This window comes from Pseudodesulfovibrio sp. S3 (genome assembly GCF_004025585.1).
In the GTDB taxonomy this organism is placed as follows: Bacteria; Desulfobacterota; Desulfovibrionia; order Desulfovibrionales; family Desulfovibrionaceae; genus Pseudodesulfovibrio.
Genome location: NZ_QTZO01000003.1, coordinates 15,796 through 41,267, shown reverse-complemented (window position 1 = coordinate 41,267; position 25,472 = coordinate 15,796). Strand labels below are relative to the sequence as shown.

Annotated in this window: 21 protein-coding genes; 8 read left to right on the top strand and 13 right to left on the bottom strand. The window is 55.7% G+C overall.

Annotated features, from left to right (window positions below):
* Position 1: 1 nt before the first annotated feature.
* Both DWB63_RS03835 and DWB63_RS03830 read left to right on the top strand, forming a co-directional pair.
* Positions 2-2,248 (top strand): carboxyl transferase domain-containing protein, encoded by a 2,247-nt coding sequence (locus DWB63_RS03835; RefSeq protein WP_128327494.1) that lies wholly within the window; start codon positions 2-4, stop codon positions 2,246-2,248.
* A 241-nt stretch (positions 2,249-2,489) separates the two neighbouring features.
* Positions 2,490-4,718 carry a bifunctional diguanylate cyclase/phosphodiesterase gene (locus tag DWB63_RS03830; RefSeq protein WP_128327493.1) on the top strand — a complete coding sequence of 743 codons (2,229 nt, stop codon included), beginning with the start codon at positions 2,490-2,492 and terminating at the stop codon, positions 4,716-4,718.
* Positions 4,719-4,750: 32 nt separating this feature from the next.
* Here DWB63_RS03830 and ettA read toward each other — a convergent pair whose 3' ends face one another.
* The 9 genes from ettA to DWB63_RS03785 all read right to left on the bottom strand — a co-directional run bounded on the left by ettA (position 4,751) and on the right by DWB63_RS03785 (position 15,799).
* On the bottom strand, positions 4,751-6,433 hold the full coding sequence (gene ettA / locus DWB63_RS03825) for an energy-dependent translational throttle protein EttA (protein ID WP_128327492.1): 1,683 nt from the start codon (positions 6,431-6,433) through the stop codon (positions 4,751-4,753).
* Between the two features lie 37 nt (positions 6,434-6,470).
* Entirely contained in the window at positions 6,471-7,301 is an 831-nt protein-coding gene (locus DWB63_RS03820; RefSeq protein ID WP_128327491.1) for a 2-oxoacid:ferredoxin oxidoreductase subunit beta, read from the bottom strand.
* A gap of 17 nt (positions 7,302-7,318) precedes the next feature.
* Positions 7,319-9,001, bottom strand: a complete 1,683-nt coding sequence (locus tag DWB63_RS03815; RefSeq protein WP_128327490.1) for a 2-oxoacid:acceptor oxidoreductase subunit alpha — start codon at positions 8,999-9,001, stop codon at positions 7,319-7,321.
* 69 nt (positions 9,002-9,070) lie between these two features.
* Complete coding sequence (locus DWB63_RS03810; RefSeq protein ID WP_128327489.1) at positions 9,071-9,577, bottom strand: ferritin; 507 nt, start codon at positions 9,575-9,577, stop codon at positions 9,071-9,073.
* Positions 9,578-9,769: 192 nt separating this feature from the next.
* Positions 9,770-11,980 carry an ATP-dependent RecD-like DNA helicase gene (locus DWB63_RS03805; RefSeq protein WP_128327488.1) on the bottom strand — a complete coding sequence of 737 codons (2,211 nt, stop codon included), beginning with the start codon at positions 11,978-11,980 and terminating at the stop codon, positions 9,770-9,772.
* Between the two features lie 15 nt (positions 11,981-11,995).
* The gene (recR, locus tag DWB63_RS03800) at positions 11,996-12,601 is read right to left on the bottom strand and encodes a recombination mediator RecR (RefSeq protein ID WP_128327487.1); all 606 of its coding nucleotides are present in this window, start codon (positions 12,599-12,601) and stop codon (positions 11,996-11,998) included.
* 8 nt (positions 12,602-12,609) lie between these two features.
* On the bottom strand, positions 12,610-12,921 hold the full coding sequence (locus tag DWB63_RS03795) for a YbaB/EbfC family nucleoid-associated protein (RefSeq protein ID WP_128327486.1): 312 nt from the start codon (positions 12,919-12,921) through the stop codon (positions 12,610-12,612).
* Between the two features lie 26 nt (positions 12,922-12,947).
* On the bottom strand, positions 12,948-14,744 hold the full coding sequence (gene dnaX, locus DWB63_RS03790) for a DNA polymerase III subunit gamma/tau (RefSeq protein WP_128327485.1): 1,797 nt from the start codon (positions 14,742-14,744) through the stop codon (positions 12,948-12,950).
* A 131-nt stretch (positions 14,745-14,875) separates the two neighbouring features.
* Positions 14,876-15,799, bottom strand: coding sequence for a branched-chain amino acid transaminase (locus DWB63_RS03785; protein ID WP_128327484.1), 924 nt, complete (start codon positions 15,797-15,799; stop codon positions 14,876-14,878).
* A gap of 225 nt (positions 15,800-16,024) precedes the next feature.
* Here DWB63_RS03785 and DWB63_RS03780 point away from each other — a divergent pair, with 225 nt between their 5' ends.
* From DWB63_RS03780 to DWB63_RS03755, 6 genes are all read left to right on the top strand, one after another.
* Complete coding sequence (locus tag DWB63_RS03780) at positions 16,025-17,236, top strand: aminotransferase class I/II-fold pyridoxal phosphate-dependent enzyme (RefSeq protein ID WP_128327483.1); 1,212 nt, start codon at positions 16,025-16,027, stop codon at positions 17,234-17,236.
* Between the two features lie 2 nt (positions 17,237-17,238).
* A complete protein-coding gene (locus DWB63_RS03775) occupies positions 17,239-18,531 on the top strand; it encodes a homoserine dehydrogenase (RefSeq protein ID WP_128327482.1) in 1,293 nt (430 codons plus the stop codon).
* 14 nt (positions 18,532-18,545) lie between these two features.
* Positions 18,546-19,742 carry a cofactor-independent phosphoglycerate mutase gene (locus DWB63_RS03770; protein ID WP_128327481.1) on the top strand — a complete coding sequence of 399 codons (1,197 nt, stop codon included), beginning with the start codon at positions 18,546-18,548 and terminating at the stop codon, positions 19,740-19,742.
* Entirely contained in the window at positions 19,742-20,161 is a 420-nt protein-coding gene (locus DWB63_RS03765; protein ID WP_128327480.1) for a thioesterase family protein, read from the top strand. Before DWB63_RS03770 ends, DWB63_RS03765 begins: the two co-directional genes overlap by 1 nt.
* 85 nt (positions 20,162-20,246) lie before the next feature.
* Entirely contained in the window at positions 20,247-21,032 is a 786-nt protein-coding gene (locus DWB63_RS03760; protein WP_128327479.1) for an amidohydrolase family protein, read from the top strand.
* A 97-nt stretch (positions 21,033-21,129) separates the two neighbouring features.
* Positions 21,130-21,351 carry a YgdI/YgdR family lipoprotein gene (locus tag DWB63_RS03755; RefSeq protein WP_128327478.1) on the top strand — a complete coding sequence of 74 codons (222 nt, stop codon included), beginning with the start codon at positions 21,130-21,132 and terminating at the stop codon, positions 21,349-21,351.
* A 65-nt stretch (positions 21,352-21,416) separates the two neighbouring features.
* Here the strand turns inward: DWB63_RS03755 and DWB63_RS03750 are convergent, their stop codons facing one another.
* The 4 genes from DWB63_RS03750 to DWB63_RS03735 form a co-directional block, all read right to left on the bottom strand.
* On the bottom strand, positions 21,417-22,127 hold the full coding sequence (locus DWB63_RS03750) for an amino acid ABC transporter permease (protein ID WP_128327477.1): 711 nt from the start codon (positions 22,125-22,127) through the stop codon (positions 21,417-21,419).
* A gap of 54 nt (positions 22,128-22,181) precedes the next feature.
* Entirely contained in the window at positions 22,182-22,940 is a 759-nt protein-coding gene (locus DWB63_RS03745; RefSeq protein ID WP_128327476.1) for a basic amino acid ABC transporter substrate-binding protein, read from the bottom strand.
* A 72-nt stretch (positions 22,941-23,012) separates the two neighbouring features.
* A complete protein-coding gene (locus DWB63_RS03740; RefSeq protein ID WP_128327475.1) occupies positions 23,013-24,548 on the bottom strand; it encodes an ABC transporter ATP-binding protein in 1,536 nt (511 codons plus the stop codon).
* Between the two features lie 3 nt (positions 24,549-24,551).
* Positions 24,552-25,469, bottom strand: a complete 918-nt coding sequence (locus DWB63_RS03735) for an ABC transporter permease (protein ID WP_128327474.1) — start codon at positions 25,467-25,469, stop codon at positions 24,552-24,554.
* Positions 25,470-25,472: the final 3 nt, after the last annotated feature.

The window sequence follows — 25,472 nt, the reverse complement described above, 5'->3', positions numbered from 1 at the left end:
TATGAATATCGAAAAAACATTGCAGACACTTCTGGCGCGGGTGAATTACGCCCGCGAAATCCTGGGCAACAAGTCCCGTCCCGAACTGGACGCTTTCGCCAAGGAAATCAATGAATTCCAGGAAATGAATGCAGATCTTTCAGAAGATCTGGCCATTCGAGCCCTAGAATCTCTCAACCACAGATTGACAACCATGGAAGCGGCCATAGACGCACAGCTCACCGCCATGGACAAAGTCCGCATTGTTCGCCACCCGCAACGGGCCAGCCTCAAGGACATTCTGGAAAACGTCTACGACAACTATACCGAGATCGGCGGTCAGGACGAACACTCCATCGATCCCGGGATGCTCATTGCCAGGGCCTACATCACCCGTCGCCGAGGCAAAAAGATCATCAACCAACCGGTCATGGTGGTCGGCCAGGAAAAGGGCCACGGCGAAGAGTTCCGCAACGGCGGTTCCATCAAGCCCTGGGGAAACAGCAAGGCGCTGAAATACATGAAAGTTGCTGCCCTTGAGCAGATCCCCATCCATGCCTATGTGAACACGCCCGGCTCCTATCCGGTCGAAGATTTCCCCGGTGCTGCCCAGCAGATTGCGGAAAACATCTATGAAATGGCCGGATTGACGGTTCCTATCATCGCAATCTTCTCCGAAGGCGGCTCGGGTGGAGCCGAGGCCATCGGCATGGCCGACAAGCGCCTCATGCTGTCCCATGGCTATTATTCAGTCATTTCTCCCGAAGGGGCCGCTGCCATCGAAGGCCGCATCCGGGGTTCTGAACGCGCCCCTGTCGAACTGATCGAATCCTGTGCCATTTCCCAGCGCATCACTGCTCAGGACAACCTGGCCAATGGGTATATCGATGAAATCATCGAGGAACCACCCCTTGGTGCACGTGCCGAGCATTTCGATTTTTATAAACGCGTCCGGGAACAGGTCATACGAGCCACGGACGAAGTCTCCCTTGGTGTGCGCGGAGTCCGTTTGTTCCGTGCCGTGGCTATGCGCCATTTCAAGAAAAACACCGACATCATCGTCCGGTGGTCCCTCAACGAAAAAGCCCGTGAACGATTGATCGCCAAGCGGTTCAAGAAATACCGCAAGATGGCGCAACATGCATATCAGGACAACCGGTCGTTGCTGGACAAACTCAGTGCAACCAGTTCCGGCATCGTCTCAAACAGCGCGAGCTTGATCCTTTACGGCCTGCTCAAACCGTTCAAGCAGCGGATTGAGCGGTTGGCAGAAGAAATGGCCGATGAAGTCCATGTCATCACTGCCAAAATCGATGCCTTTTTCCGGTCCTTCCTCAGAAAGATCGGCATACGGCCTCAGGGTGACAAGCAAAAGGAAATGGAACTGACAGGTCTTTCCCAAGCCGAACCAATCGCCCCCCCTACGCTCACGGACAGTGTTTATACAAGCCCCCAAGCATTCATTGACCGGGAGGTAACCTGCCCTCATGCCAGCAAGCGCGGCTGCCTGGATATATGGGCACGCGACCTGTTCACGGATTTCGCCGGGGTTTGTCCCAATTGCGGATACAACTTTCCCATGGAATACCAATGGTATCTCCACAATGTCTTTGATCAGAATTCCATCCGTGAATTCAATCGGGACATAGCTTCCGGCAATCCAACGAAATTCCCTAATTTCGACGAGCGCATTCAGGCCGCAAAAAAGAAAACCGGCCTGCAATCCAGTTGCCTGACCTTCAACGCCAGCCTGGAAGGATTGCGCGTCACCTGCGCCACGCTGGTGGCCAATTTTCGTGGAGGTTCAGTGGGCGCGGCCGAAGGCGAAAAATTCATTCGCGCCCTGGAACTGGCTCAGACAAAGCACCAGCCGTTTCTGGCCTATATCCATGGCACTGCCGGCATCCGCATTCAGGAGGGCGTCAACGGCCTCATCCAGATGCCCAGAGTCACCTTGGCCGTGCGCAAATACATCGAGGAAGGCGGTCTCTACATCGTTCTGTACGACACCAACTCTTATGCCGGTCCCGTTGCCTCCTTCCTCGGCTGCTCCCCCTATCAGTACGCCGTGCGTTCATCCAGACTCGGCTTTGCCGGTCCGGGTGTCATCAAGGAAACCACCGGCATCGAGATACCTCCGAACTACCACAACTCCTTCAAGGCCCTGTCCCGAGGCCATATTCAGGGAGTGTGGAGCCGCAAGGACATCCGCAAGAACCTGCATCAGGCTTTTCTCACTATCGGCGGTCGGAATCTCTATTACCGCTAACGGCCGGTTCTTATAGATACTCCATAAGGCAGCCCATGAGGGCTGCCTTTTTTTATCTGAAACATAAAATCTTAGACGATGTGACATCCTGGTAACAATTGTTTTGTACAGGCATGTACACACTCTTTAACTGTTTCCAGCAACGGTGAACAACATATGCTCCCGTATGCAAATCAGGTTCGACCATACCATGGCCAGCACTTGAAAGACCCCAACAGCATGTAAATGACAGGGGAATATCATGTACCTCGAACAACCGAACGACTTATTGCCCGCGTTTCGCGTCAAAACGATTGTCATCCAGGCGTTGATACTCATAACCATACGAGATTATGACAAACTCAAGGAAATGTACGGGCAAAGCTTCGTCGACCTCCTGGCAAAGGAACTCAAGGAATCCCTGACTTCAACTGCCGGATCGAACAACTCGCGCACTCCATGTCTTCTCTGCGTCGATCCAGGCAGGATCGCCATACTGGTTCCTCAGGACAGCAACCCCGCAGACATTGCCTATGGATACAAAATCCAAGGACAAAAAGACCTGGAAAGCACCATGCTACGCCATACTGGTCTGGGCATAGACCTCGGCATGGGTTTCGCCTCGATATCCACCCAGCAAGACGACGAAAACTGGGACAAAAACCTGAACAGAGCCTTCGAGGAGGCCAGGAGAATGGAAACCCGACCTCTGAATATGAACGAATTATCCATTACCGGCCGGTTCAACACCATTCTACTTGCTAATATGGTCACGGCACATTATCAGCCTATCCTCGATTTTCGCACAGACACCATTCTGGGTTGGGAAGCTCTGGCAAGGGGGCCCGAAGGTTCCGCGTTTCGTTCCCCGGTCATGCTTTTTCAAACAGCGGAACAACTGGGAAGGCTGTTCGCCCTGGAAAAACTGTGTCGAGAAGCCGCCATACGAAACGTGGGAGAACTCAAGAACGGTCAGAAACTCTTTCTCAACATCCATCCGAAGACCATGGCCGACCCGGCATTCTCACCGGGCCAAACCCTTGAACTCATGGAACAGTGCAACCTCACGCCCGACAATATAGTCTTTGAAATCACGGAACAGCACAGCGTCCAGGATTTCGACTTGTTCTACCGAACCCTGGCCCATTACCGCAGCCAGGGGTTTCAGATCGCCGTCGACGATGCCGGAGCTGGATATGCAGGGCTGACGCTCATCGCCGAGTTGCGGCCCGACTACATCAAGATCGACAAATCTCTTATCGTCGATATCCACAAAGATCCGGTGAAACGGGCACTGGTGGAGACCACGGCCACATTCGCTGACAAGATCGGCTCCAGAATCATCGGCGAAGGCATAGAGAGCAAGGAACAGGCTATCTGCCTGAAAGATATCGGCGTTCACTGTGGCCAGGGATTCTTCCTGGCACAGCCGGCCTGCCCGAAGCCCCTTGTCAGCGAAGCCTGCAGGGGACTCAAGACGGTGGGAGACATTTCCAACAATATTATTTGTTCACCGCCCGTTGGGGATCTGGCCCGGGCACCGCATGCCGTGGACATGTCCTGCCTGGTCTCCACGGCCCACGAGTTCTTCCGAAAAAACGACAAGTTCACCAATATCGTGGTGGTGAATGACAATGTTCCCGCAGGGCTTGTCATGGAATACCACCTCAACCGCCAGCTCTCCTCGCAATACGGCATAGCCCTGTACCACAAACGGTCCATCGTGACGACCATGGACGCCAGCCCGCTGATAGTGGATGTGGACATGCCCGTGGAACAGGCGGCCCGGACCGCCATGAAACGTGAGCATCTCAAGGCCTACGACGACATCATCGTAACGAAAAAAGGGCTGCTCTACGGCGTGGTCACGGTTCAGGACCTCCTCAACGTGCTGGCACACATCCAAGTGGAGATGGCCAAAGGCACCAACCCCCTGACCGGGCTGCCCGGCAACGTGGCCATCGAGCAGGAAGTGGAAACGCGCATCAAACAGAAAAGGACCTTCAGCATCATCTACGGCGACCTGGACCACTTCAAGGTGTACAACGACACCTATGGTTTCAAGAACGGCGACCGTATCATCAAGCTGGCAGCGGACATCATGTCCTGGGCCACAAAAAAGCACGCCCCTCAAGATGCCCGGCTATGCCACATCGGAGGCGACGACTTCGTGCTCATCACCCCGCCGGAGGCAGTCAACAGGATTTGCACATCCATCACCCGCTGCTTCGGGCGACTGGTCAAGCAGTGTTATTGTGACGATGACCGGCAACGGGGCTGGATAAAAGCCAAAGGCAGGGACGACAAGGAACGTGAATACCCATTGGTAACCATCTCCCTGGGCGTCATCGAAGTCTTTGGGTCGTGCTCGCTCATGGAAATCGGCGAAAGGGCCGCACACATCAAGAAATATGCGAAATCTATTCCCGGAAATTCCGTTGCCATAGACCGTAGACCGGCTATCGGCATGGATGAAGCCGATGGTTGTTAAAAGAAAAAGGCCGGAATTCCGGCCTTTTTCTTTTATCTGGTCAGCTTCCGGAACTTGAGCCGGTGCGGTCGGTCGGCTTCAGAGCCGAGCCGCTTCTTTCTGTCAACATCGTAATCACTGTAGTTGCCTTCAACCATGACGACCTTGGAGTCGCCCTCAAAGGCAATGATATGCGTTGCGACACGGTCCAGGAACCACCGATCATGGCTGATGACCAGAACGCAACCGGCAAAGTTCTCCAGTCCGTCTTCCAGGGCGCGCATGGTGTTCACGTCCAGATCGTTGGTCGGTTCGTCAAGCAGGAGCACGTTGGCACCGGATTTGAGCATCTGGGCCATATGTACCCGGTTGCGTTCACCGCCTGACAGGACATCAACCTTTTTCTGCTGGTCCTGCCCTGCGAAGTTGAATCGAGAGCAATATGCGCGGGCATTGATCTCACGATCGCCCAGCTTGATGAACTCCGCTCCGCCGCTGATGATTTCGTATACGGTCTTGCCGGGAGTCAGGGAACCGCGGTTCTGGTCTGCGTAAGCGAATTCAACCGTGGAACCGAGGGTCAGTGTTCCTGCATCCGGTTTTTCCTCACCCACGATCATTTTGCACAGGGTGGATTTACCGGCGCCGTTGGGACCGATGATGCCCACAATGGCGTTGGGCGGAATGATAAAATCAACATTCTCCATGAGCAACTTGTCTCCCATGGCCTTGGACACCCCTTCGGCAACGATGACCTGTTTGCCGAGATGCGGTCCCGGTGGGATGTAGATTTGCAGATCGTCGGCAAGACGCGCAGACTCGTGGCTGACCATGGATTCATAGGCGTTGATACGCGCCTTTGACTTGGCCCTCCGTCCCTTGGGAGACATGCGAATCCACTCCAACTCCCGTTGAAGGGTTTTCTGGCGTTCTTCCTCCTGCTTGCCCTCCTGGGCCAGCCGATTCTGCTTCTGATCGAGCCATGAGGAGTAATTGCCCTTCCAGGGAATGCCGCGGCCGCGGTCCAGTTCGAGAATCCAGCCGGCCACGTTGTCCAGGAAGTAGCGATCATGGGTGACGGCGATGACCGTGCCCGGAAAACTACCCAGGAACTGCTCCAGCCAGGCCACGGAATCCGCGTCCAGGTGGTTGGTGGGCTCATCAAGAAGGAGGATGTCCGGCGACTGGAGCAACAGTCGGCATAGGGCCACGCGACGCCGCTCACCACCGGAAATGACAGAAACCGGGGTGTCACCTGGGGGGCAACGCAGGGAATCCATGGCCATTTCGAGCTTGGAATCGATATCCCAGGCCCCTTTGGAATCCATGAGTTCCTGAACCTTGCCCTGTTTTTCGATGAGCGCGTCCATTTCGTCGGCTTCCATGGGTTCGGCGAATTTTTCGTTGATCGCATTGTATTCATTAATGATATCCATGATCTCGCCGACGCCCTCTTCGACAACCTCTCGAACGGTACGCTCGTCGTTCACCAGGGGTTCCTGTTCAAGGTACCCGATGGTGTATCCGTCCTTGACGTGAATCTCGCCTTCGAACGTGGTATCTTCACCCGCCAAAATCCTCAGAAGAGATGACTTGCCCGAGCCGTTCAGACCGAGGACGCCGATCTTGGCGCCGTAAAAATAGGATAGGGAAATGTTCTTCAACACCTCCCGCTGACCATGACGTTTGGTCACCTTATACATGGAATAGATAATCTTTTCCGATTCGTTGCTCATTGGTACCTCATTAAAAGTAATAACAGTGGACGCCGCCCTAGGTATACGACTGCAACACTGCTTTCAAGTCGTTTTTAGCGTATTCATGATCAGCCAGCCTGTTCCCGGTTTCAAAAACCGGGCGGTCATTGCGATACAGAACGCCCAAGGGGATACGCTCCCCGAATTCGTCGCTTCTGACCATGGCGGCCTCCCAATTCATGGGATCATGGTCCTCCAGGAAATAGGACCGCTCTTTATACCATGCGAACGTGTTGAGCTTGTTGAAGGAAACGCATGGCTGGAGGATGTCCACCAGGGAAAAACCCTTGTGGCCCATCGCCTCCTTTATCATTGTGACAAGATGTTCGGGTTCGCCGGAAAAAGCGCGCGCCACAAACCCGGCCTTCATGGCCACTGCCGTACTCACCGGGTTGAACCCTTCCGATTTCGAGCCGCCGGGCTGTGCCTTGGTCACATGACCTCTCGCGGTGGTCGGGCTGGCCTGGCCTTTGGTCAGGCCGTAAATCTGGTTGTTGTGAACCAGCAAGGTGATATCCAGATTGCGCCTGATAGCGGCCATAAAGTGGTTGCCGCCTTCACCATAGCTGCATCCGTCGCCCGAGACGCACAGCACCTTCATTTTCGGATTCGCCATTTTCATGCCCTGCGCCACGGGCAGGGAGCGTCCATGCAGCCCGTTGAACATGTTGCAGTGCATGTAATGCGGCAGCTTGGCTGCCTGCCCGATGCCGGAGGACACCAGAAGTTCATAGGGCTGTATATCCAGCTCGGAAAGCGCCTCCTTAAGACTTTTCAGAATGGAGAAATTGCCGCAACCAGGGCACCAGGACGTTTCAAAATCGCCGTATTCTTCAATGGAAATCATGGTCGTTCTCCCTGATGTCAGATGATGTCTTCCAGACCCTTGAGGACGTATTCAGCCGTCATGGGACGGCCATCGTAGCGCAGGATGCGATCCTGAACCAAAAAACCGGTCTCCCTGGCAATCAATTGGGCAAACTGTGCCGTGGCATTGCCTTCGACGCTGATCACCCTGTCCGCCCCCTCCAGGTGCTCCAGGAACTGTTCTTCCCGCAACGGGTATACCTGCTTGAAATGGAGGACAGCCAGACTCTTGGTCGTTTCAGCCAATTCCATGGCCTCAAGACAGGAACCAAGGGTCGTCCCCCAGCACAGCAGCACGACATCCGCGCCTTCTTCGCCGTAATAGTCCGGCCCTATAACCTCCTCGAACAGCCCGCTTTCCTTGCGCAATCGCTTGGAATTCTGCACCACCCGGTTTTGACCGTCCTCGGTGATTTTCCCTTTCTCGTCGTGCTCATGGGAATCCGCCCGAACCAATGCCTTGGAGAATCCGGGGACCAGTCGCGGCGAAATACCGTCTTCGGTCAGGGCATAACGCATGTAACCATCATCGGCATCAAGCAACGGACGGGCGGTTTCGGGCAAGCTGTCCAGATCAAAGACCTCCACGTCGCGATAGGAATCCGCCAGATACTGATCGGAAAGCACGAACATGGGCGTCTGAAAAGTCTCAGCCAGGTCGAACGCACGATGCGTGAGGTAAAAACAATCCTCGGGATCGGACGGAGCGAACACTGCACGGGGAAATTCACCATGCCCGGCATAGACCACGAGATTAAGGTCTGACTGCTCGGTCCTGGTAGCCATGCCCGTGGCCGGGCCGGGCCTCTGGACAACCACACAGACCAACGGAGTTTCCGACACCCCGGCCAGGCTCACCCCCTCCTCCATAAGGGCAAACCCGCCCCCGGAAGTGGTTACCATGGCCCTGGCCCCGGCATAGGATGCGCCCAGTGCCATATTCACGGCCGCGATCTCGTCCTCCACCTGCTCGTATTGCAAACCAAGCGAAGCACCTTTGGCTATGAGGCTCAAAGCCACCGAAGTGGCGGGCGACATGGGATAAAAGGAAACGAAATTGCAGCCTGCCGCCAGTGCGCCCAGGGCCACGGCTTCATTGCCGCTAAGCATCATTCTGCCATGACGATTCTCGGGCGCTGCCATGCAAGTGATATCGTATTTTTGGTCCGCAACCCAATTGAAGGATTTTCGCAGCACCTCAAGATTGCCCTGAAGGACTTCCTCGCCCTTTTTGGCAAAGGTTTCTTTCAACAGGGATTCCAGAATGGCCAGATCAAGACAAATAGCCCCGCCAAGCACGCCGAGAACAACGATGTTATAGAAAAGTGGTTTGGAGGCCAGGGCCTTGAAGGGAATGCGCAGGGCATTGAGGCCGGCGGAATCGAGATCATCGCCTGCCACCACAAGCCCTCCCGGTGCAAGCGCCCCGCTATGTTTTTTCAACGTCTCCTCATTGAGAGCCGCCAGGATATTGACGGGTTCACAAGGCCCTGAAATCGGTTTCGTGCCCACTCTGATGGCAAAGGTGTTGTGTCCGCCGCGCACGCGGGACATGTATTTCTGCGTCACCAGCATGTGATAGCCTGCCCTGGTGATTCCCTTGGAGAGTAACCGGCCGATGGTTGCCAGCCCCTGCCCGGCCGCACCGCCTATGACGATATTGATGCTCATGTCTGTCATGCCGTCCCCTGGTCGTTGTTACGTAAAAGGCCGGAAGAGAAATCCTCCTCCGGCCTGTTCAATGCGATTCTATGCGTTTGTCGGGGGCGTGAACACCCGAGTGCCGAGATCCCGGTCGAGCATGAACAGTCCGCCGCCGTCGCCGACGAGCTTCAGCTTGCCCACGGCGTCATTGACGGAATCCTCTTCCTCGACCTGCTCGGATATGAACCACTGGAGGAAAATACCCACAGCGTGGTTGCGTTCGTCCATGGCCAGATTGGCTATGTCGTTGATACGCGCGGTCACGCCCTTTTCGTGCTCCAGGGCCTCTTCAAAGGCTGCCAGCGGCGTTTCCCATCTATGCTCGGGAGCCTCGATGGTTCCCAGTTTGGCGTGGCCTCCGGCCTCGTTGATATAATTGAAGAACCTCATGGCGTGAAACATCTCTTCCTGGTACTGCGCGTACATCCAGGCTGAAAATCCGGCCAGCCCCACCTGAGAGAAATGAGAGGCCATGGAAAGGTAGATATGAGCGGAATAGATTTCCCAATTCATTTGAGCGTTGAGCGCATCTTCCAATTTTGCACTGAGCATGGTTGTCTCCTTGACGTTTGTGTTTCGTATGTATTCAGGCGGAGCTTCCTCGCACCCGAGGGTGTCGCAAGAGTAAATGATAATCATTAGAAACAAAAATACCAGTGGATAATCCACCATTTTTTCCATTGTTTTGCAACCGGAGACAGGTGACATCCAAGCCGGACGGTTCGATTATACGGGAAAAGCCCGCTAATGGAGCCGGTTTTCCGCGAAGATGGCGCGCAGGCGATGGGCCAGGTGGGTATGGCGATTGCCGGAAGTGGCATTGTTCAGACCGATCTGAAAAGCCCGGTCCGAACCGATGAGTACGGCCAGTTCACGGGCGCGGGTCAGGCCGGTATAGAGCAGGTTGCGCTGCAACAACATGAAGTGCTGGGTCACGATGGGCATGACCACGGCCGGATATTCGCTGCCCTGAGATTTGTGCACACTTACGGCATAGGCCAGCCCCAGTTCGTCCAATTCGCTTGATTCGAAATGGACATAATTACCGTCGAACTCGATGAAAAGCTCGTGATCCTCCGGGTCCACCTCAACTATCCAGCCAAGGTCGCCGTTGAACACTTCCTTGTCATAATTGTTCTTGAGCTGAATGACACGGTCACCCTCGCGAAAGGTGGCAAACTTGCGCTTGAGTTCGCGCACACCGGGTCTGGCCGGATTGAGCCTTTCCTGCAAGGCCACGTTCAGGGCCTGGGTGCCGACATCCCCCTTGTGCATGGGAGTGAGCACCTGAATATCCCGCATGGGATCATACCCATATCGTTGGGGAATGCGTTCGCAGACCGAATCCAGGATGAGCTTCTGCACCTTGGCCGAATCCTCCTGCGGTATCCAGAAGAAGTCGGCTTCGGGAGCCTGGCACGGATGCTGACGAGGAAACTGCCCGGAATTGATGCGGTGGGCATTGACCACGATAAAGCTTTCCTGGGCCTGACGAAAAATATGGGTCAGCACGGCGCACGGCACCCGTTCCGAATTGATCAAATCTCCCAGTACGTTGCCCGGTCCCACACTCGGAAGCTGGTTGACGTCACCCACAAGAATCAAACGGCAGGTATGCGGCAATGCTCGCAGAATGGCCACGAACAGTTGCGCGTCCACCATGGATGCCTCGTCCACCACCAGCACGTCGGCCTTGAGCTTCTGGTCCTCACAGTAATGAAAGCCACCGTCGGGCTGAAACTGGAGCATGCGGTGCACAGTCTTGGCCTGATGTCCGGTGGCCTCGGACATGCGCTTGGCCGCCCGGCCTGTCGGAGCGGCCTGAAGGATCTTCAAGCCCAACTCCTTGAGGGTCATCATGATCGCCTTGGTAATGGTGGTCTTACCAGTACCGGGGCCGCCGGTGATGATGAACACCTTGTTCGAGCAGGATTCAAACACTGCCTCGCGCTGTTCCGCCGAAAGCGTGAATCCGAGCTTCTCTTCCACCAGAGGCAGGGTCTTGTCGATCTTCTTGCGACTGACCGGGGTGGGATGATTGATGAGCTGGTAAAGCCGCTGGGTGATCTCGTTTTCAAAATGAAAGAAATACATGAGGTAAACGGCTTCGGAAATGCCCTGTTCCGACAAATCCTCTATACGGATGCGTTTTTTCTCCTCCAGCGAATACAGAGCGAGTTCAAGCTTGTCGAAATCCCCGGTATCGAGCATACGGGCCACATCTTCCAGCAATTTGGGCTTGGGCAGGAACAAGTGCCCATTGCGTTCGCAACCGGTCAGCATGGTATAGGCGATGGCCGCCTCCAACCGCTGGGCGCAGTCCGGTGCAAAGCCCAGCTTCATGGCCATCTGGTCAGCCGTCTTGAAACCCACCCCTCGTATCTCATAGGCGAGATCATAGGGGTTTTCCCGCAGCTTGCGTTCAGCCTGGGCACCGTAAAGATGGAATATCTTCCCGGCAAAGGTGGTGGGGACATGATGGGTCTGCAGAAAGACCAACAGATTCTTGATCTCCCTCTGGCGACTCCAGGACTCGATGATATCCGTGAGTTTTTTCTTGGAAATGCCCCGGATCTTCAGGAGCCGTTCCGGGTCGTCGTCAAGAATGTCCAGCACCTGAACACCGAATTCCTCCACCAGCAACGTGGCGGTTTTCTCGCCCACACCCTTGATGGAGGATTGCAGAAACCGGATGACTCCGTTCTCTGAAGCAGGACGGGCCTGCTCAAAGGTCTGGACCTCGAACTGACGGCCGAACTTGGGGTGCGTGATCCACTTGCCGTGCAGGTCCAGGGTCGCCCCTCCGGCCAGCTCCCCCAAAGTCCCCACAATGGTGGTCTGACCCGGCTCGTCCCTTATCCTGACCCTGGCGATGGTGTAGCCGTTTTCCTTGTTGTAATAGACAACGCCCTGGACTTCGACTCCGGACAGATACGCGAGCTTATCATCACTCATGAGCACTCTTCATGGTTACACTTTTTGCCGGTGAACCAGAGACTGCTTCAACGTCTCCTTGTCCATGAATTTGACTTCGCCCCCGATGGGGATGCCTTGAGCGAGGCGGCTTACACACACTCCGGGCAGCTCGGATTCCACAAGGTTCTTCACATAGGAAGCCGTGGCTTCAGCGTCCAGAGTGGCACCAAGGGCCAGTATCAGCTCGGAGATTTCACCCGAGGCCAATCTGCGCCGCAACCTGTCGATTTCCAGGTGTCCGGGGTCCACCCCGTCCAGGGGAGACAGCAATCCACCAAGGACAAGATATTTTCCCCGGTAGATGCCCATCTCCTCCATGGCCAGGAGCGCGTCCCATTCCGGCACCAGGCAGAGCTGATCGGAATCGCGCGACGGGTCTGAACAGATGGCGCACGGACTTGATTCAGCCAGACAGGCACAGTCGTCGCACAGGCAGAGTCGTTCACGAAGATCAATGATTGCCTGCCCGACCCCCCCCGCCTTTTCCCTCGGCATCTTGAGGAGCGTCAAGGCGATGCGAAGAGCGGACTTGGGCCCGATGCCGGGCAACCCGGAGAGCTGGTCGACCACTTCCTTGAGCGGTCCGGGAAGATTCTGCACAAAGGCTCCTAAAACATACCGGGAATGCTCATGCCCCCGGTAACGCCCTTCATGGCATCTTCCATCATCTCCTTGGACTTCTTGATGGCCTCGTTGGCAGCGGTCATGACCAGATCCTGGAGCATCTCCACATCACCCGCTTCCATGACGGACGGTTCGATGACCACTTCGGTCACTTCCTGACCGCCGGTGATCTTGATGGTGACCATGCCGCCGCCGCTGGACGCCTCGACCACCTGCGTCTTGAGGGCGTCCTGGGCCTCGGTCATTTTGCGCTGCATGATTTGGGCTTGCCGCATCATTTCGTTCATGCCTTTCATGACATACTCCTCGAATTATACTCTTCTTAATGTTTTCTGGGACTTACCGAAACCAATTGGGCACTGAAAGCATCCATGATCTTGTTCACGCCCGGATGGTTTTCAGCCTCTTCCATGAGTTGTCTGTCCGTTTTGGGAACGGCAATATCGCCTGTTTCCACACGAACCTCAACCGTTGGACCAAAAAATTCTTTTGTCAAAGAATCAAGAGCGGTTAGGGTCTGCTTTTCCGTCAATTGCGAACACAATGTCCTGGATTTGCAGGTGACCACCAACTCCTCGTCCTTTTGCTTGCCCTCGGCCAGATGCAGCATGGCCACCTTGACGCCCGACCGCCCGTTACGCTCCTCCACGAATGCGAGGAAACCGTCCCAGGTACGGGGCCCCGGAATGGACGCCTCGACTCTGGGCTGTGCAGGGGGCTCGGACATGGGCGGCGCGTCCGAAGGCGTTACTGGGTCAGGCTCCGGCTCCGGTTCAGACCGGGTCTGGACCGGGGTTTCCGGGCGTTGCGCCTGGGGAGACTGCACGGGCTGCCGGGGTGCCGGCCTGTTCATTTCCTGTCGCGGAGGCTGCGGCGCAGTCTGTGGTGATGAGAATTGCTGCCCGCTGCGGGGCATTCCCCCGGACACGGAACCTGGACCGCCCTGCATTGCCCCACCCGGTCCGGCCATGGGGGGCTTGGGCATGGAACCGGGCGACCTCGGGGTCATGGATTCCAGGTTGATCAGGTCCGGCAGACTGGTCAGGTTGAGCAACAACAGCTCCAGGGCCAGGGCCGGTTCCAGGCTGGTCATGACCTTGCGCTGGCCGTCCAGAGTCATCTGCCAGCAGGCATGGATATGCGCAGGCTCGAACCGCCCCGCCCAATCCATCCAGGTGACGGCCTCTTCGCCGGAAAAACCGAGCAGGGGCAAAGCCTCTTCACCCGCCTGCCTGAGCAGGAACATGTTTCGCCAGCAGTTGGTCAGCTCGCGCAGGAAAAATCCGAGATCAAGACCCTGGTCAAGGACCTGGCGAAGCACATGACCGACGGCCACGAGATTGCGCGCGTGCATGGCCTCCATGAGACCGAAAAAGACATCCTGACCTGCCAGGCCGAGAAAACCGCGGACATCCGCTTCCTTGAGCACATCCTCACCCATGGCCAGGGCCTGGCCGAGCAGGGACATGGAATCGCGCACACTGCCCGCACCGCGCTTGGCAATGATCTGAAGCGCACCCGCTTCATAGCGCAAGTTTTCAAGATTCATTATCTTTTCAAGGTGCGTCACCAGTTCCGCCTGAGGCAGCATCTTGAAGGTGTAATGCTGGCACCGGCTGACGATGGTGGCCGGGAATTTGTGATGCTCGGTGGTCGCCATGATAAAGGTAGCCCGAGGCGGCGGCTCTTCCAGGGTCTTGAGAAGCGCGTTGAACGCTTCCTTGGTGAGCATGTGCGCCTCGTCAATGATAAAGACCTTGTAACGGCACTCGAGCGGTGCGTAACCGATATCCTCCTTCAACCTGCGGGCATCGTCGATGCCGCGGTTGGATGCACCGTCTATCTCGATGACATCCACGGCCACGCCTGCGGTGATCTGCTTGCAGTTGGAGCACTGGTTGCAGGGTTCCCCCGTAGGCGCGTTGACGCAGTTGAGCGCCTTGGCAAAGATGCGGGCAATGGTGGTCTTGCCCACGCCACGGGTACCTGAAAAAAGATAGGCGGGCGCAATCTTGTCCTGAGCGGCTGCCCGCGAAAGGATGGATTTGACGGCCTGTTGCCCAGCTACTTCTTCAAAAGTCTGGGGACGATACTTGGCAGTGAGATTGGATGTACTCATTTGTGTGCCTGGAGCTATGGCGCGGAAATAATAATCGCCTGAAAAAACAAAGTAAAAAAAGGGAAAGCCGACATTCCGCGCCGGATTTCCCCTTACTTACCAGATGATGAACCGGTTTTCTAGACTTTCTATCAAACCTGATAGCGATGGAGCCAATGTTCGTAGTCCGGATTTTCGCCCTTGACGATCTTGAAGTATTCGGTCTGGAGCATCTTGGCCACGGGCCCGGCCTTGCCGTCGCCGATCTCGCGACGGTCTATGGAACTGACAGGGGTCAGTTCCGCGGCGGTGCCGGTAAAGAACACTTCGTCGGCAACGTAGAGCATGTCGCGGGTGAGCGGCTCCTCACGCACCTCGTAGCCAAGGTCATTGGCCAGGGTAATGATGGAGTTACGGGTCAGACCACCGAGAACGCCGTCGGCATGAGGAGTATAGATGACATCGTCCACAACCATGAAGATGTTCTCGCCCGAACCTTCCGACACGTGGCCCGTGGTGTCGAGCAGGACTGCTTCGTGATACCCGTCGGACACGGCTTCCATTTTGGCGAGCACTGAATTGACGTAGTTGCCGCACGCCTTGGACTTGGTCATCATGACATTGACATGGTGGCGATTGAAAGAGCTGGTCTTGATGGCAATGCCTTTTTCCAATGCCTCATCGCCGAGATACGCACCCCAGGGCCAGGTGGCGATAATGGTCCGGATCGGATTGTCGCCCGGATGGACGCCCATGACGCCTTCACCGATGAAGACCAGGGGACGGACATAGGCACCGGCCAGCTTGTTGCGCTTGAGGGTCTCTACAGCGGCCTCGGTCAATTCCTGAGCGGTATACGGCACCTTTATTCCCAGAATCTTGGCGGAGTTGACCAGACGGATCATGTGCTCTTCCAGGCGGAAAACCTCGGAGGAGCCATCTGCGCATTCATAAGCGCGAATGCCTTCGAACACGCCTGCTCCGTAATGCAGCGTATGCGTCAGGACGTGGACATTGGCCTCGTCCCAGGGAACCTGCTCGCCATCAAACCATATGGTTTCTGATTTCTGGACCATGAACTGTCTCCTTAGAAAAATATTACGGCATTGAACCGTGTTTATTATCAATGAAAAAAAGAACGCTAAGAAAAACTGACAGTCAGGTCAAGACGGAACCGATACTTTACCCGCCGACATCAATGTGTGGCATACAAGTCCGCTTATTTTCATTTTGACAGTGAAGACGGTGCAGAGTAAGAAATTTTGCTTGTACCACTATATTTATTGAGGAGTTTTACCGCCATGTCCAAGTTTGCGAGAGTCGATCGTTTGCCTCCCTACGTATTCGCCCAAGTCAACGAACTCAAGATGAAGCTGCGCCACGCGGGTGCGGACATCATCGACCTGGGCATGGGCAACCCTGATGTGCCCACCCCGAAGTGCATTCTCGACAAGCTGACCGAAGCGGCATACAAGCCCGGCAACTCCAAATATTCGGCATCCAAGGGGATCAAGGGCCTGCGTCACGCCATTCGCAACTGGTACTCCCGCCGTTACAATGTCTCGCTTGACCACGACAAGGAGATCTGCGTAACCATGGGCGCCAAGGAAGGGCTTGCCCATCTGGGACTGGCCATGCTCTCCCCCGGCGACGTGGTTCTGGCACCGGACCCGGCCTACCCCATCCACCCCTACGCCTCCATCATCGCAGGGGCGGACGTGCGCCGGGTTCCCATCGGACCGGGACAGGATTTCTTCGAAAACCTGGAAACTGCGGTCAAGCACACCTGGCCCAAACCCAAGCTCCTGATCATCAACTTTCCGCACAACCCGACCACCCAGTGCGTGGATCTGAACTTTTTCCAGCGTATCGTGGATTTCGCCAAGGAAAACGAACTGTACGTCATTCACGATCTCGCCTATGCGGATTTCGTATTCGACGGATATGTAGCCCCGAGCTTCCTGCAGGCCGAAGGAGCCAAGGATGTGGGCGTGGAATTCTTCTCCATGACCAAGAGTTATTCCATGGCCGGGATGCGCGTCGGTTTTTGCGTGGGCAACCCGGAGATGGTCAACGCCCTTACCCGCATCAAGAGCTACCTGGATTACGGCATCTATCAGCCCATCCAGATTGCAGCCGCCTGCGCTCTGAACGGCGACCTCGAAGCCAACCCCAAATTTACCCAGGACGATATGGATTGTGCCGTCAAGGAGATCATGGCAGTCTATCAGGACCGCCGCGACGCCCTGTGCGAAGGATTGAATCGCATCGGCTGGGAGGTCACCCCTCCCAAGGCGACCATGTTCCTGTGGGCAGCTATTCCTGAAGAATTCAAGAAGATGGGTTCCGTCGAATTCTCCAAAATGCTCCTGCAGGAAGCTGAAGTTGCAGTTTCTCCCGGCCTCGGTTTCGGTCAGTACGGCGATGACCACGTTCGTTTCAGTTTCGTGGAAAACCGCCACCGCACCAACCAGGCTGTTCGCAATCTGCGAAAATTTTTCGCCAAGGGGTAAGCATGGACGTTATCAAACTCGGCCTTGGCGGTTTCGGAACTGTCGGTTCCGGCCTGGCCAAGATTCTCAAGATGAATGCCGCCCGCATTGAAAAGCGGCTCGGCAAAAGGATCGAGATATCCTCGATTCTGGTTCGCGATCTGAAAAAGAAACGGGCCGTAAATCCCGGATCGGACGTAACCTTCACCGACGACCTGAACGTGCTGGTCAATGATCCGAACGTCGACATAGTGGTCGAACTCATGGGCGGCCTGGATACTGCCAGAGAGTTGATGCTCAAGGCTTTTGCCGCAGGCAAACATGTGGTCACGGCCAACAAGCACCTCCTGGCCGAACACGGTCTGGAGCTGTTCGAGGCTGCCCATAAGAACTCGGTGGGATTGATGTTCGAGGCAAGCTGTGCCGGTGGCATCCCCATTGTCCAGACTCTCAAGGAGAGCCTGGCCGGGGACGAGATCATCAACATGCTCGGCATCATGAACGGCACGGCCAACTACATCCTATCCGAAATGACCACCAAGGGAGTGGATTTTCAAAAAGCCCTGGCCGATGCTCAGGACCTTGGCTACGCCGAAGCGGACCCGACCTTCGACATCGAAGGATTCGACACCGCGCACAAGCTCTGCGTACTGATACGCATGGCCTACGGCATGGACTATCCTCTGGCCGAGATTCCCATCCAGGGCATTACCAGCGTAACGCCCATGGACATCGAATTCGCCCGCGAGTTCGGATACCGCATCAAGCTGCTGGCCCATGTGATGGACGTGAACGGCAGACTCGAAGCGGGTGTGCACCCTGCTCTGGTTCCCTACACGTATCTCTTGGCCCGCGTGGGCGGCAACTACAATGCCGTTCGCCTGGAGGGCAATGCTGTGGGTCCGATCATGCTGCATGGTCAGGGCGCCGGAGACCTGCCCACGGGCAGCGCCGTGCTGGCCGACATCATGAACCTGATCCGCAAGATGGACTCCGACTCATTCGACAATACCGGCTTCACCAACCAGCCGATCTCCAGGGCGACCATACTCCCCCCGGAAGAGTCCGAATCAAAATACTACTTCCGCTTCACCGTGGCCGACCGCACGGGCGTCATGGCCTCCATCACCCGGTCCATGGCCGACCACGGCATATCCATTGCTCAGGCCGTACAAAAGGGCGAAGCCGGAGCCGAAGGCGTACCCATGGTCATCATCACCCATGAGACGGCCGCAAAGGACGTGGACGCCATGATCACCGAGGTGGATGCCATGGACTTTTCCGTGGAACCCTGCGTTAAATTCAGAATCCTCTAGCGCTAAGATTATATATGAAACTTCTCTACCTTATTGCGGACGGTATGGGTGGCTGGCCCCTGGACGAACTGGGCGGCAAGACCACAATGGAGGCCGCTATAACACCGAACATGGACGAACTCGCCAAGACCGGCGTTGTGGGCCGGGCGCAGACCGTGCCCGAGGGCATGGCGCCGGGTTCGGACGTGGCCAACATGTCGCTTCTGGGCTTTGACCCGGCCATCTACCATACCGGACGCGGCCCCATCGAAGCGGCCGCCCAAGGGCTTGAGCTCGGGCCTGACGACCTTGTCTGGCGGCTCAATCTGGTCACGGTCTCCAAGCTGACCATCGACGGGTACATGCGTGACTATTCGTCCGGCCATATCTCCACCGAGGTGTCCAAACCCTTGGTTCAGGCGTTGCAGAACAAACTCGGCAACGACATATACACCTTCTATCCGGGTATTCAGTATCGCCACCTTCTGGTGCAAAAGGAAGGTGCGCTCACCGACGACGCCGGATTGCACATCAATCCGCCCCACGACATCACGGACAAGCCCATCAAACTCGATCTGCGCACCTATTCGAAGAGTCCTCTTTTATGGGATCTCGTATTTGAAGCCAAGGAACTGCTGGAGGATCGCCAACTCAACACGTCGAGAGCCAATTCCATCTGGCCTTGGGGTCAGGGCCGTCCACTCAATCTGCCGAACTTCAAAGAGACATTCGGCATGCGCGGTGCCGTCATCTCCGCAGTGGATCTGATCAAGGGACTCGGTTTTGCCTCGGGCATGGACGTTATTGACGTGGAAGGAGCAACCGGCCTCCTCGACACGAATTATCAGGGCAAGGTGGACGCTGCCCTGAAGTTCCTCGAAAACAACGACTTTGCCTTCATCCATCTGGAAGGCCCCGACGAATGCGGCCACGGCGGCAACGCCAGGGACAAGGTGGAGGCCATCAGCCGGTTCGACGCCCGGGTGGTCGCCCCCCTGCGAAAAGCCCTCAAGGACGAGGAGGTCGCCTGGATCATCACTTGCGACCATTTCACACCCATCGTGGAAAAGACCCACACCATGGACGCCGTGCCGTTCATCCTCAACGGCCCCGGATGTGCGCCTTCGGGTGTGAACGGTTTCAGTGAAAAGACCGCAGACAGCACCGGCCTGAGGCTCGATAAAGGCTATGAACTGCTTTCCCATGCCATTGATCGGTTCGGTATGAAGTAATGGCCGTCAAATCTGATTTTCCCGAATACGACACATGGTATTCGCATTATATTTCGTACGGCGAGACCGATGCCATGCGTGTGCTTTATCATGCAGAATACCTTCATCTTTTCGAACGTTCTCGCAGCCAGTTCATCCGGGAAAGCGGATTGAGCTACCGTGAGGCCGAAGAGCGCGGCATCATGTTGCCCGTCCGCGAAGCCCAATGCCGCTACCGAACGCCGGCCCGTTACGACGACCACATTTTCGTGCGAACCGGCATCGCCAAATGGGGCCGGGCCTCCATCGAATTCGTCTATGAAATCTGGAATGACGATAAAACCATCCTGCACGCCACAGGCACGACCAGTCACGCCTGTGTCAACCACAACGGCAAACCTGTTCCCATCCCTGACTGGCTCAAAGAACTATTCAATTAACACCTCGGAATTCAATCCATATTTTTTTCTTTTTTTATTCAAACATCTGTTTACATCCCATCATCCCTCTGGATAGAATCCGCTCATGCGAATCGATATACACGCCCATGCATTCAATCCCAAGATAGCCCATAAGGTTCTTGTTCAGCTGGAAGACCACTACGGAATAACTCCCGTAGGCACCGGAAAGGCGGACGATCTCGTGGCGCGCCTGGACAAGGCGGGCCTGGAAAAGGCCGTGGTCCTGACAGCAGCGACCTCGCCGGATCAGGTCATACCCGCCAACAATTGGGCCATCGAACTCAAGGAAAGCAATCAGCGGTTCATCCCATTCGGCACCCTGCACCCTGATTTCGACCGTAACGCCGAGGAACTGGACCGACTGGAAGCAAACGGTATCAAAGGGCTTAAATTCCACCCTGATTTTCAAGGATACCGCATGGATGATCAAAAGCTCTATGCTGTAATGGAATTGGTCAAGGACCGATTTGTCTGCATGTTTCACGTCGGTGACACCTTGCCGCCCGACGAAAACCCGTCCTGCCCGAAGAAAATGGCCGCCCTGCGCAAGGCCTTTCCCGGGCCTCCCATGATTGCGGCCCACATGGGCGGATACAAGCATTGGGAATATGCAATTGAGCATCTGGCCGGAACCGATGTTTACGTCGACTGTTCCAGTGTCATGGACTTTGTGGACGACGCCATGCTCTCCAGGCTGTTCAAGGCGTTCTCGCCTGAACGTATTCTTTTCGGCAGCGACTATCCCCTATTTGACGCAGCCTCCGAAATCGAACAGATTTCCCGGCGTCTCAACCTGAACGCCGAGGAACTCGAAGCGCTCCTTAACAGGGCCGGAATCTTGTTCGACTAGATTATTCATGTCGCTCACAGCAAATAAAGGGTTGATTACTGCCGTCTTTGACAGGTAAGTTTATATAACTCTTGCAATCCAGCATTGGAGACGTTGAATGAATAGATTTTTCCTGATACTCACCGCCGCGGCCCTCCCCTTCATATTGGCTGCCTGTATGGGAGCTAAATATAAAATCACCACCCATACAGGTGAAACCTACATATCCACCGAGAATCCGCAGTACAATGTCGAAGCGGACACCTATGTTTTCCAGGATGAAGAAGGCAAGGAAATCATGCTCAAAAAGCAGGAAATCCAATTCATCAAGGAACAATAACTCCGACATGGGAAAAGCCCCTTCACGATCAACGTGAAGGGGCTTTTCATTCGAGTACGAACTGCTTATCCCAGGTCCGGGACCGCTCCGTTTTCCTCGCGGGTCCCGCTGCCGGAAGCCAATTTGCGTTCCAGGGCATTGAAGAAACGAGAGAATCCAAAGGTCAGGGTCAGGTATATGCAGCCCACCCCCACCAGGAAGGGCACATAGGTATAGTACCTCGCGCCAAGCACCTTGGCGGTGAACATGAGTTCGCCCACGCCGATGGTGGAGATAAGCGACGAATCCTTGAGGAGAACGACAAGCTCGTTGCCAAGCGGCGGGATCATGCGTTTGAGGGCCTGGGGCAGGATCACGTACACCATGGCCTGGATATGGGACAGTCCCGAACTGCGCGAGGCTTCCATCTGCCCCTTGTCGATGGACTGGATGCCCGCGCGGATGATCTCGGCATTGTACGCCCCGCTGTTGATGCCGAGCGCAATGATACCCGTAAGCAACGGATCGGGAGTAAAGCCCTCGCCGGTTGCCAACATGTAGAGTTGCGGAAAGCCAAGATAGAAAAAAATGATCTGCAACAGCATCGGGGTGCCCCGAATAACCTGAATATAGATGTCGGCGAGTACGCGTATCTGCAGACGTCGACTTATACGCCCTGTCCCGGCCAGTATCCCCAGGACAAGGCCCATGACCAAGGCGCCCACGGTGACCTGCAGCGTAACCAGGGTTCCGTCCAGAAACATGTCATAGTGTTTGAAGATCAGTGAGAAATCCATAGCCTACTCCTCGAAGGGGCAGGGAGAACGGTCTCCCTGCCCAATTTCAATCAACTACAGATTCCACTTCTTGACGATGGCGGCATAGGTATCATCCTGCTTCAGTTCCTCTAACGCCTTATTCAAAGCGTCCAGCAGGGCATCATTCCCCTTGCGGGAGATCATGGCGAATTCCTCAAAGGACAACGGGGCTCCGGCGCGCTTGAATGTGCCGTCCTTGACGAACTCGTCGGCAACGGAGATGTCCGCGATGACCGCATCGGCAGCCTTGTTTCTCAGCATCATGAAAGCGATGTTGTAGCTTTCCGGCTTGACCACTTCAGCGCCTTCGACCTTGTCGGCCTCCTGCTCTCCGGTGGTGCCAAGCTGAACTGCGATTTTCTTGCCGTTCAGATTTTCAACCGATTTGATATCGGAGTCATTGCGCACGACGATGACCTGACCACTGGCGATATAGGGCGAAGAAAAACTCACCTGTTCGGCACGTTCGGGAGTAATGCTGAAACCGGATATGCCCATGTCCACCTGGCCGCTCTGCACGGCAGTAACGATGGCGGCGAAGTCCATGGTCACCCACTGGATTTTCACGCCCATTTTTTTGGCAATGGCGTTCAGGAGATCGATATCGAAGCCGACGCGCTCACCACCGTCGCCAATGGACTCGAAAGGCGGATAGTCGGGGCTGTTGCCTACGGTGATGACGCCAGCAGTCTTGATCTTTTCCAGGGTGGTTCCGGCATGAACGGCGGTGAATGCGCCCATCGCCAGTATCAGGACGAATGCCAAAAGAAAATTAAACTTGTTGAACTTCATATCAAATCCCCTCTAAAACTGTGATTGGTTATCCGGTTCAAATGACCGGGAAATACAAGTCTTGAATGCAGATTAATCAATAATACCGGCCATGAGAGGACCGATCTTCCTGACAGCCCCCCTATCGGCAGTGGAAAGGATGTCCAGGATCTGCCCGCGATAAATTACCGCAATCCGATCAGCCAGTTGCAGAGCTTCATTCAGGTCACCGGTAACCAGCAGGACGCCCGCCATGGAACGCGCCTGAAGCAACCGGTTCCAGACCTCTTCCGTGGCCGAAACATCCAGCCCCTGCGTGGGTTGCTCCGCAACAATGAGCTTGGGTTCACGGAATAATTCACGAGCCAGAACGGCCTTTTGCAGGTTGCCGCCGGAAAGTTGCCAGGCAAGCGCGTGGATACGGCCCGGTCTGATGTCGAATTTCTCAATGAGTTTCACCGTATCCCTGGCCGCCTGCTTCTTGTTGAGCCACATCCCCTTGGCAAATCCCTTGCGCGTGGTCAAAAGCAGGTTGTCCACCAAGTTCTGATTCGGCAGCGTGGCCAGGCCGAGCCGGTCTTCGGGGATATAGCACATGGAACGGTTCCAGGTGGATTCCGCAAAGAACTGACGCCAGGGCTTGCCCATGATGAATACCGTATCCAGGGGTGGCTTGGACAGTCCGGTGACAGCCTCAACCAGAGCCTTCTGACCGTTGCCGGCCACACCAACCAAAGCCACGATTTCTCCCTGGTATACCTCCAGGTCAACCTCGGTCAGCCCAAGTCCGGTAAGATTCCTGACCTCAAGTACCCGATTGCCGATCTCGACAGGTTCGCGATTGACCTCGAGCAGCACTTCCTTGCCCACCATGCGCGAGGCAAGATCGGACTTGGATTCGATGGAATCAGGGTCAAGCTCCCCTTCGATGCGTCCCCGGCGCAAAATGGCGATTTCGTCTGCCAGGGCAATGACCTCTTCCAGCTTGTGGCTGATGAAGATAATTGACTTGCCCTCTTCGGTCATGCGCCATAACGCCTCGAACAGATTCCCGGTCTCCTCCGGGGTGAGGACCGCGGTGGGTTCATCGAATATCAGGATACGGCTTTCACGATACAAAAGCTTCAAGATCTCGACCAGTTGCCGTTCGCCCATGGAAAGATCACATATACGTGCGCCGGGATCGATATCAAGACCATACTTGACGGCCAAGGTTCCTACGCGTTCTGTCATCTCTTTAGGATTTATGAAAAATTTCCCTTCCTGGCCAAGAAGGACATTCTCAGCCACGGTCATGGAGTCCACCAACATGAAATGCTGATAGACCATGCCGATACCAGCAGCAATGGCATCTTTGGAGGAAGAAAACCTGACCGGCTTTCCATCGACCTCTATGGTGCCCTCGTCCGGCTTGTAGCGGCCCGCCAACATGGACATCATTGTGGATTTACCGGCACCGTTCTCGCCGAGCAGCGCCTTGATGCGGCCCGGATAGACATCCAGCGTGATGGAATCATTGGCAAGAACCTTGCCGAACCTCTTGGTCACTCCCTTCAGACTGACCACGGGCTGTACGCCTTCAGGAATGGACCTGCTCCGGATGGGACGAACGAACTTCAAATCACTCATGCCCTATCCTTCCGGCTCTATATTCGTGCCGAGTGCTGCCGGAGCATCGATGCGGCGCCCACGCCAGGCGGATAAAATCAGCACAAGGATGGTCAACAGATAGGGCAACATGAGCAGAAGAGAAGACGGCAGGTTGGTGCCGATGGCCTGGAGCCTGAGCTGAAAGGCCATGACGCCCCCGAAGAGATATGCTCCCACCACGGCCCTGCCCGGTCTCCAAAAGGCAAAAATGACCAAGGCCACGGCAATCCAACCACGCCCGCCGGACAGACCGCTGGTCCACAAATGGGTGTAAGCCAAGGAAAGATATGCCCCGCCCAATCCCATGAGGAAACCACCGGAAAGGACGGCAAAATAGCGCAGCAAGAGCGGCTTGAGGCCTGCCGCCGCAGCGGCAGCAGGCATTTCTCCCGTTGCAGCAACATGCAAACCAAGACTGGTCCGCTTGAAGAAAAACCAAAACAGGAACGGTATCACGAAGGAGATGTAGACCAGCATGTCATGTTTGAAGAACACTTCACCCAGCACCGGAATCTGTGAGAGCAGGGGAAAAATGAACGGATTGAAACCCGGTGCGGACAGCCCGACATAGGAAACGCCGAGATAATGGGTCAGACCGCCGCCGAGAATCGTCAGGGCAAGACCGGACACGACCTGGTTACCCAGGCAGGTGATGCAGACAAAACCGTGCAGGGAGGCGAAGACCATACCCGCCGTACCGCCTGCCAAAAAGCCGAGCCACGGGGAACCTGTCGTATAACTTACCCAGAATGCGGCCAGGGCGGCCACGGACATGATGCCCTCCACGCCGAGGTTGAGCACCCCGCCCTTCTCGGTCATCATCTCACCCAGCGTAGCGTAGAGAATCGGTGTTCCCGACTGCACCGTGGCAGCGAACAGCGGTATCAGGAATTCCCACATGCG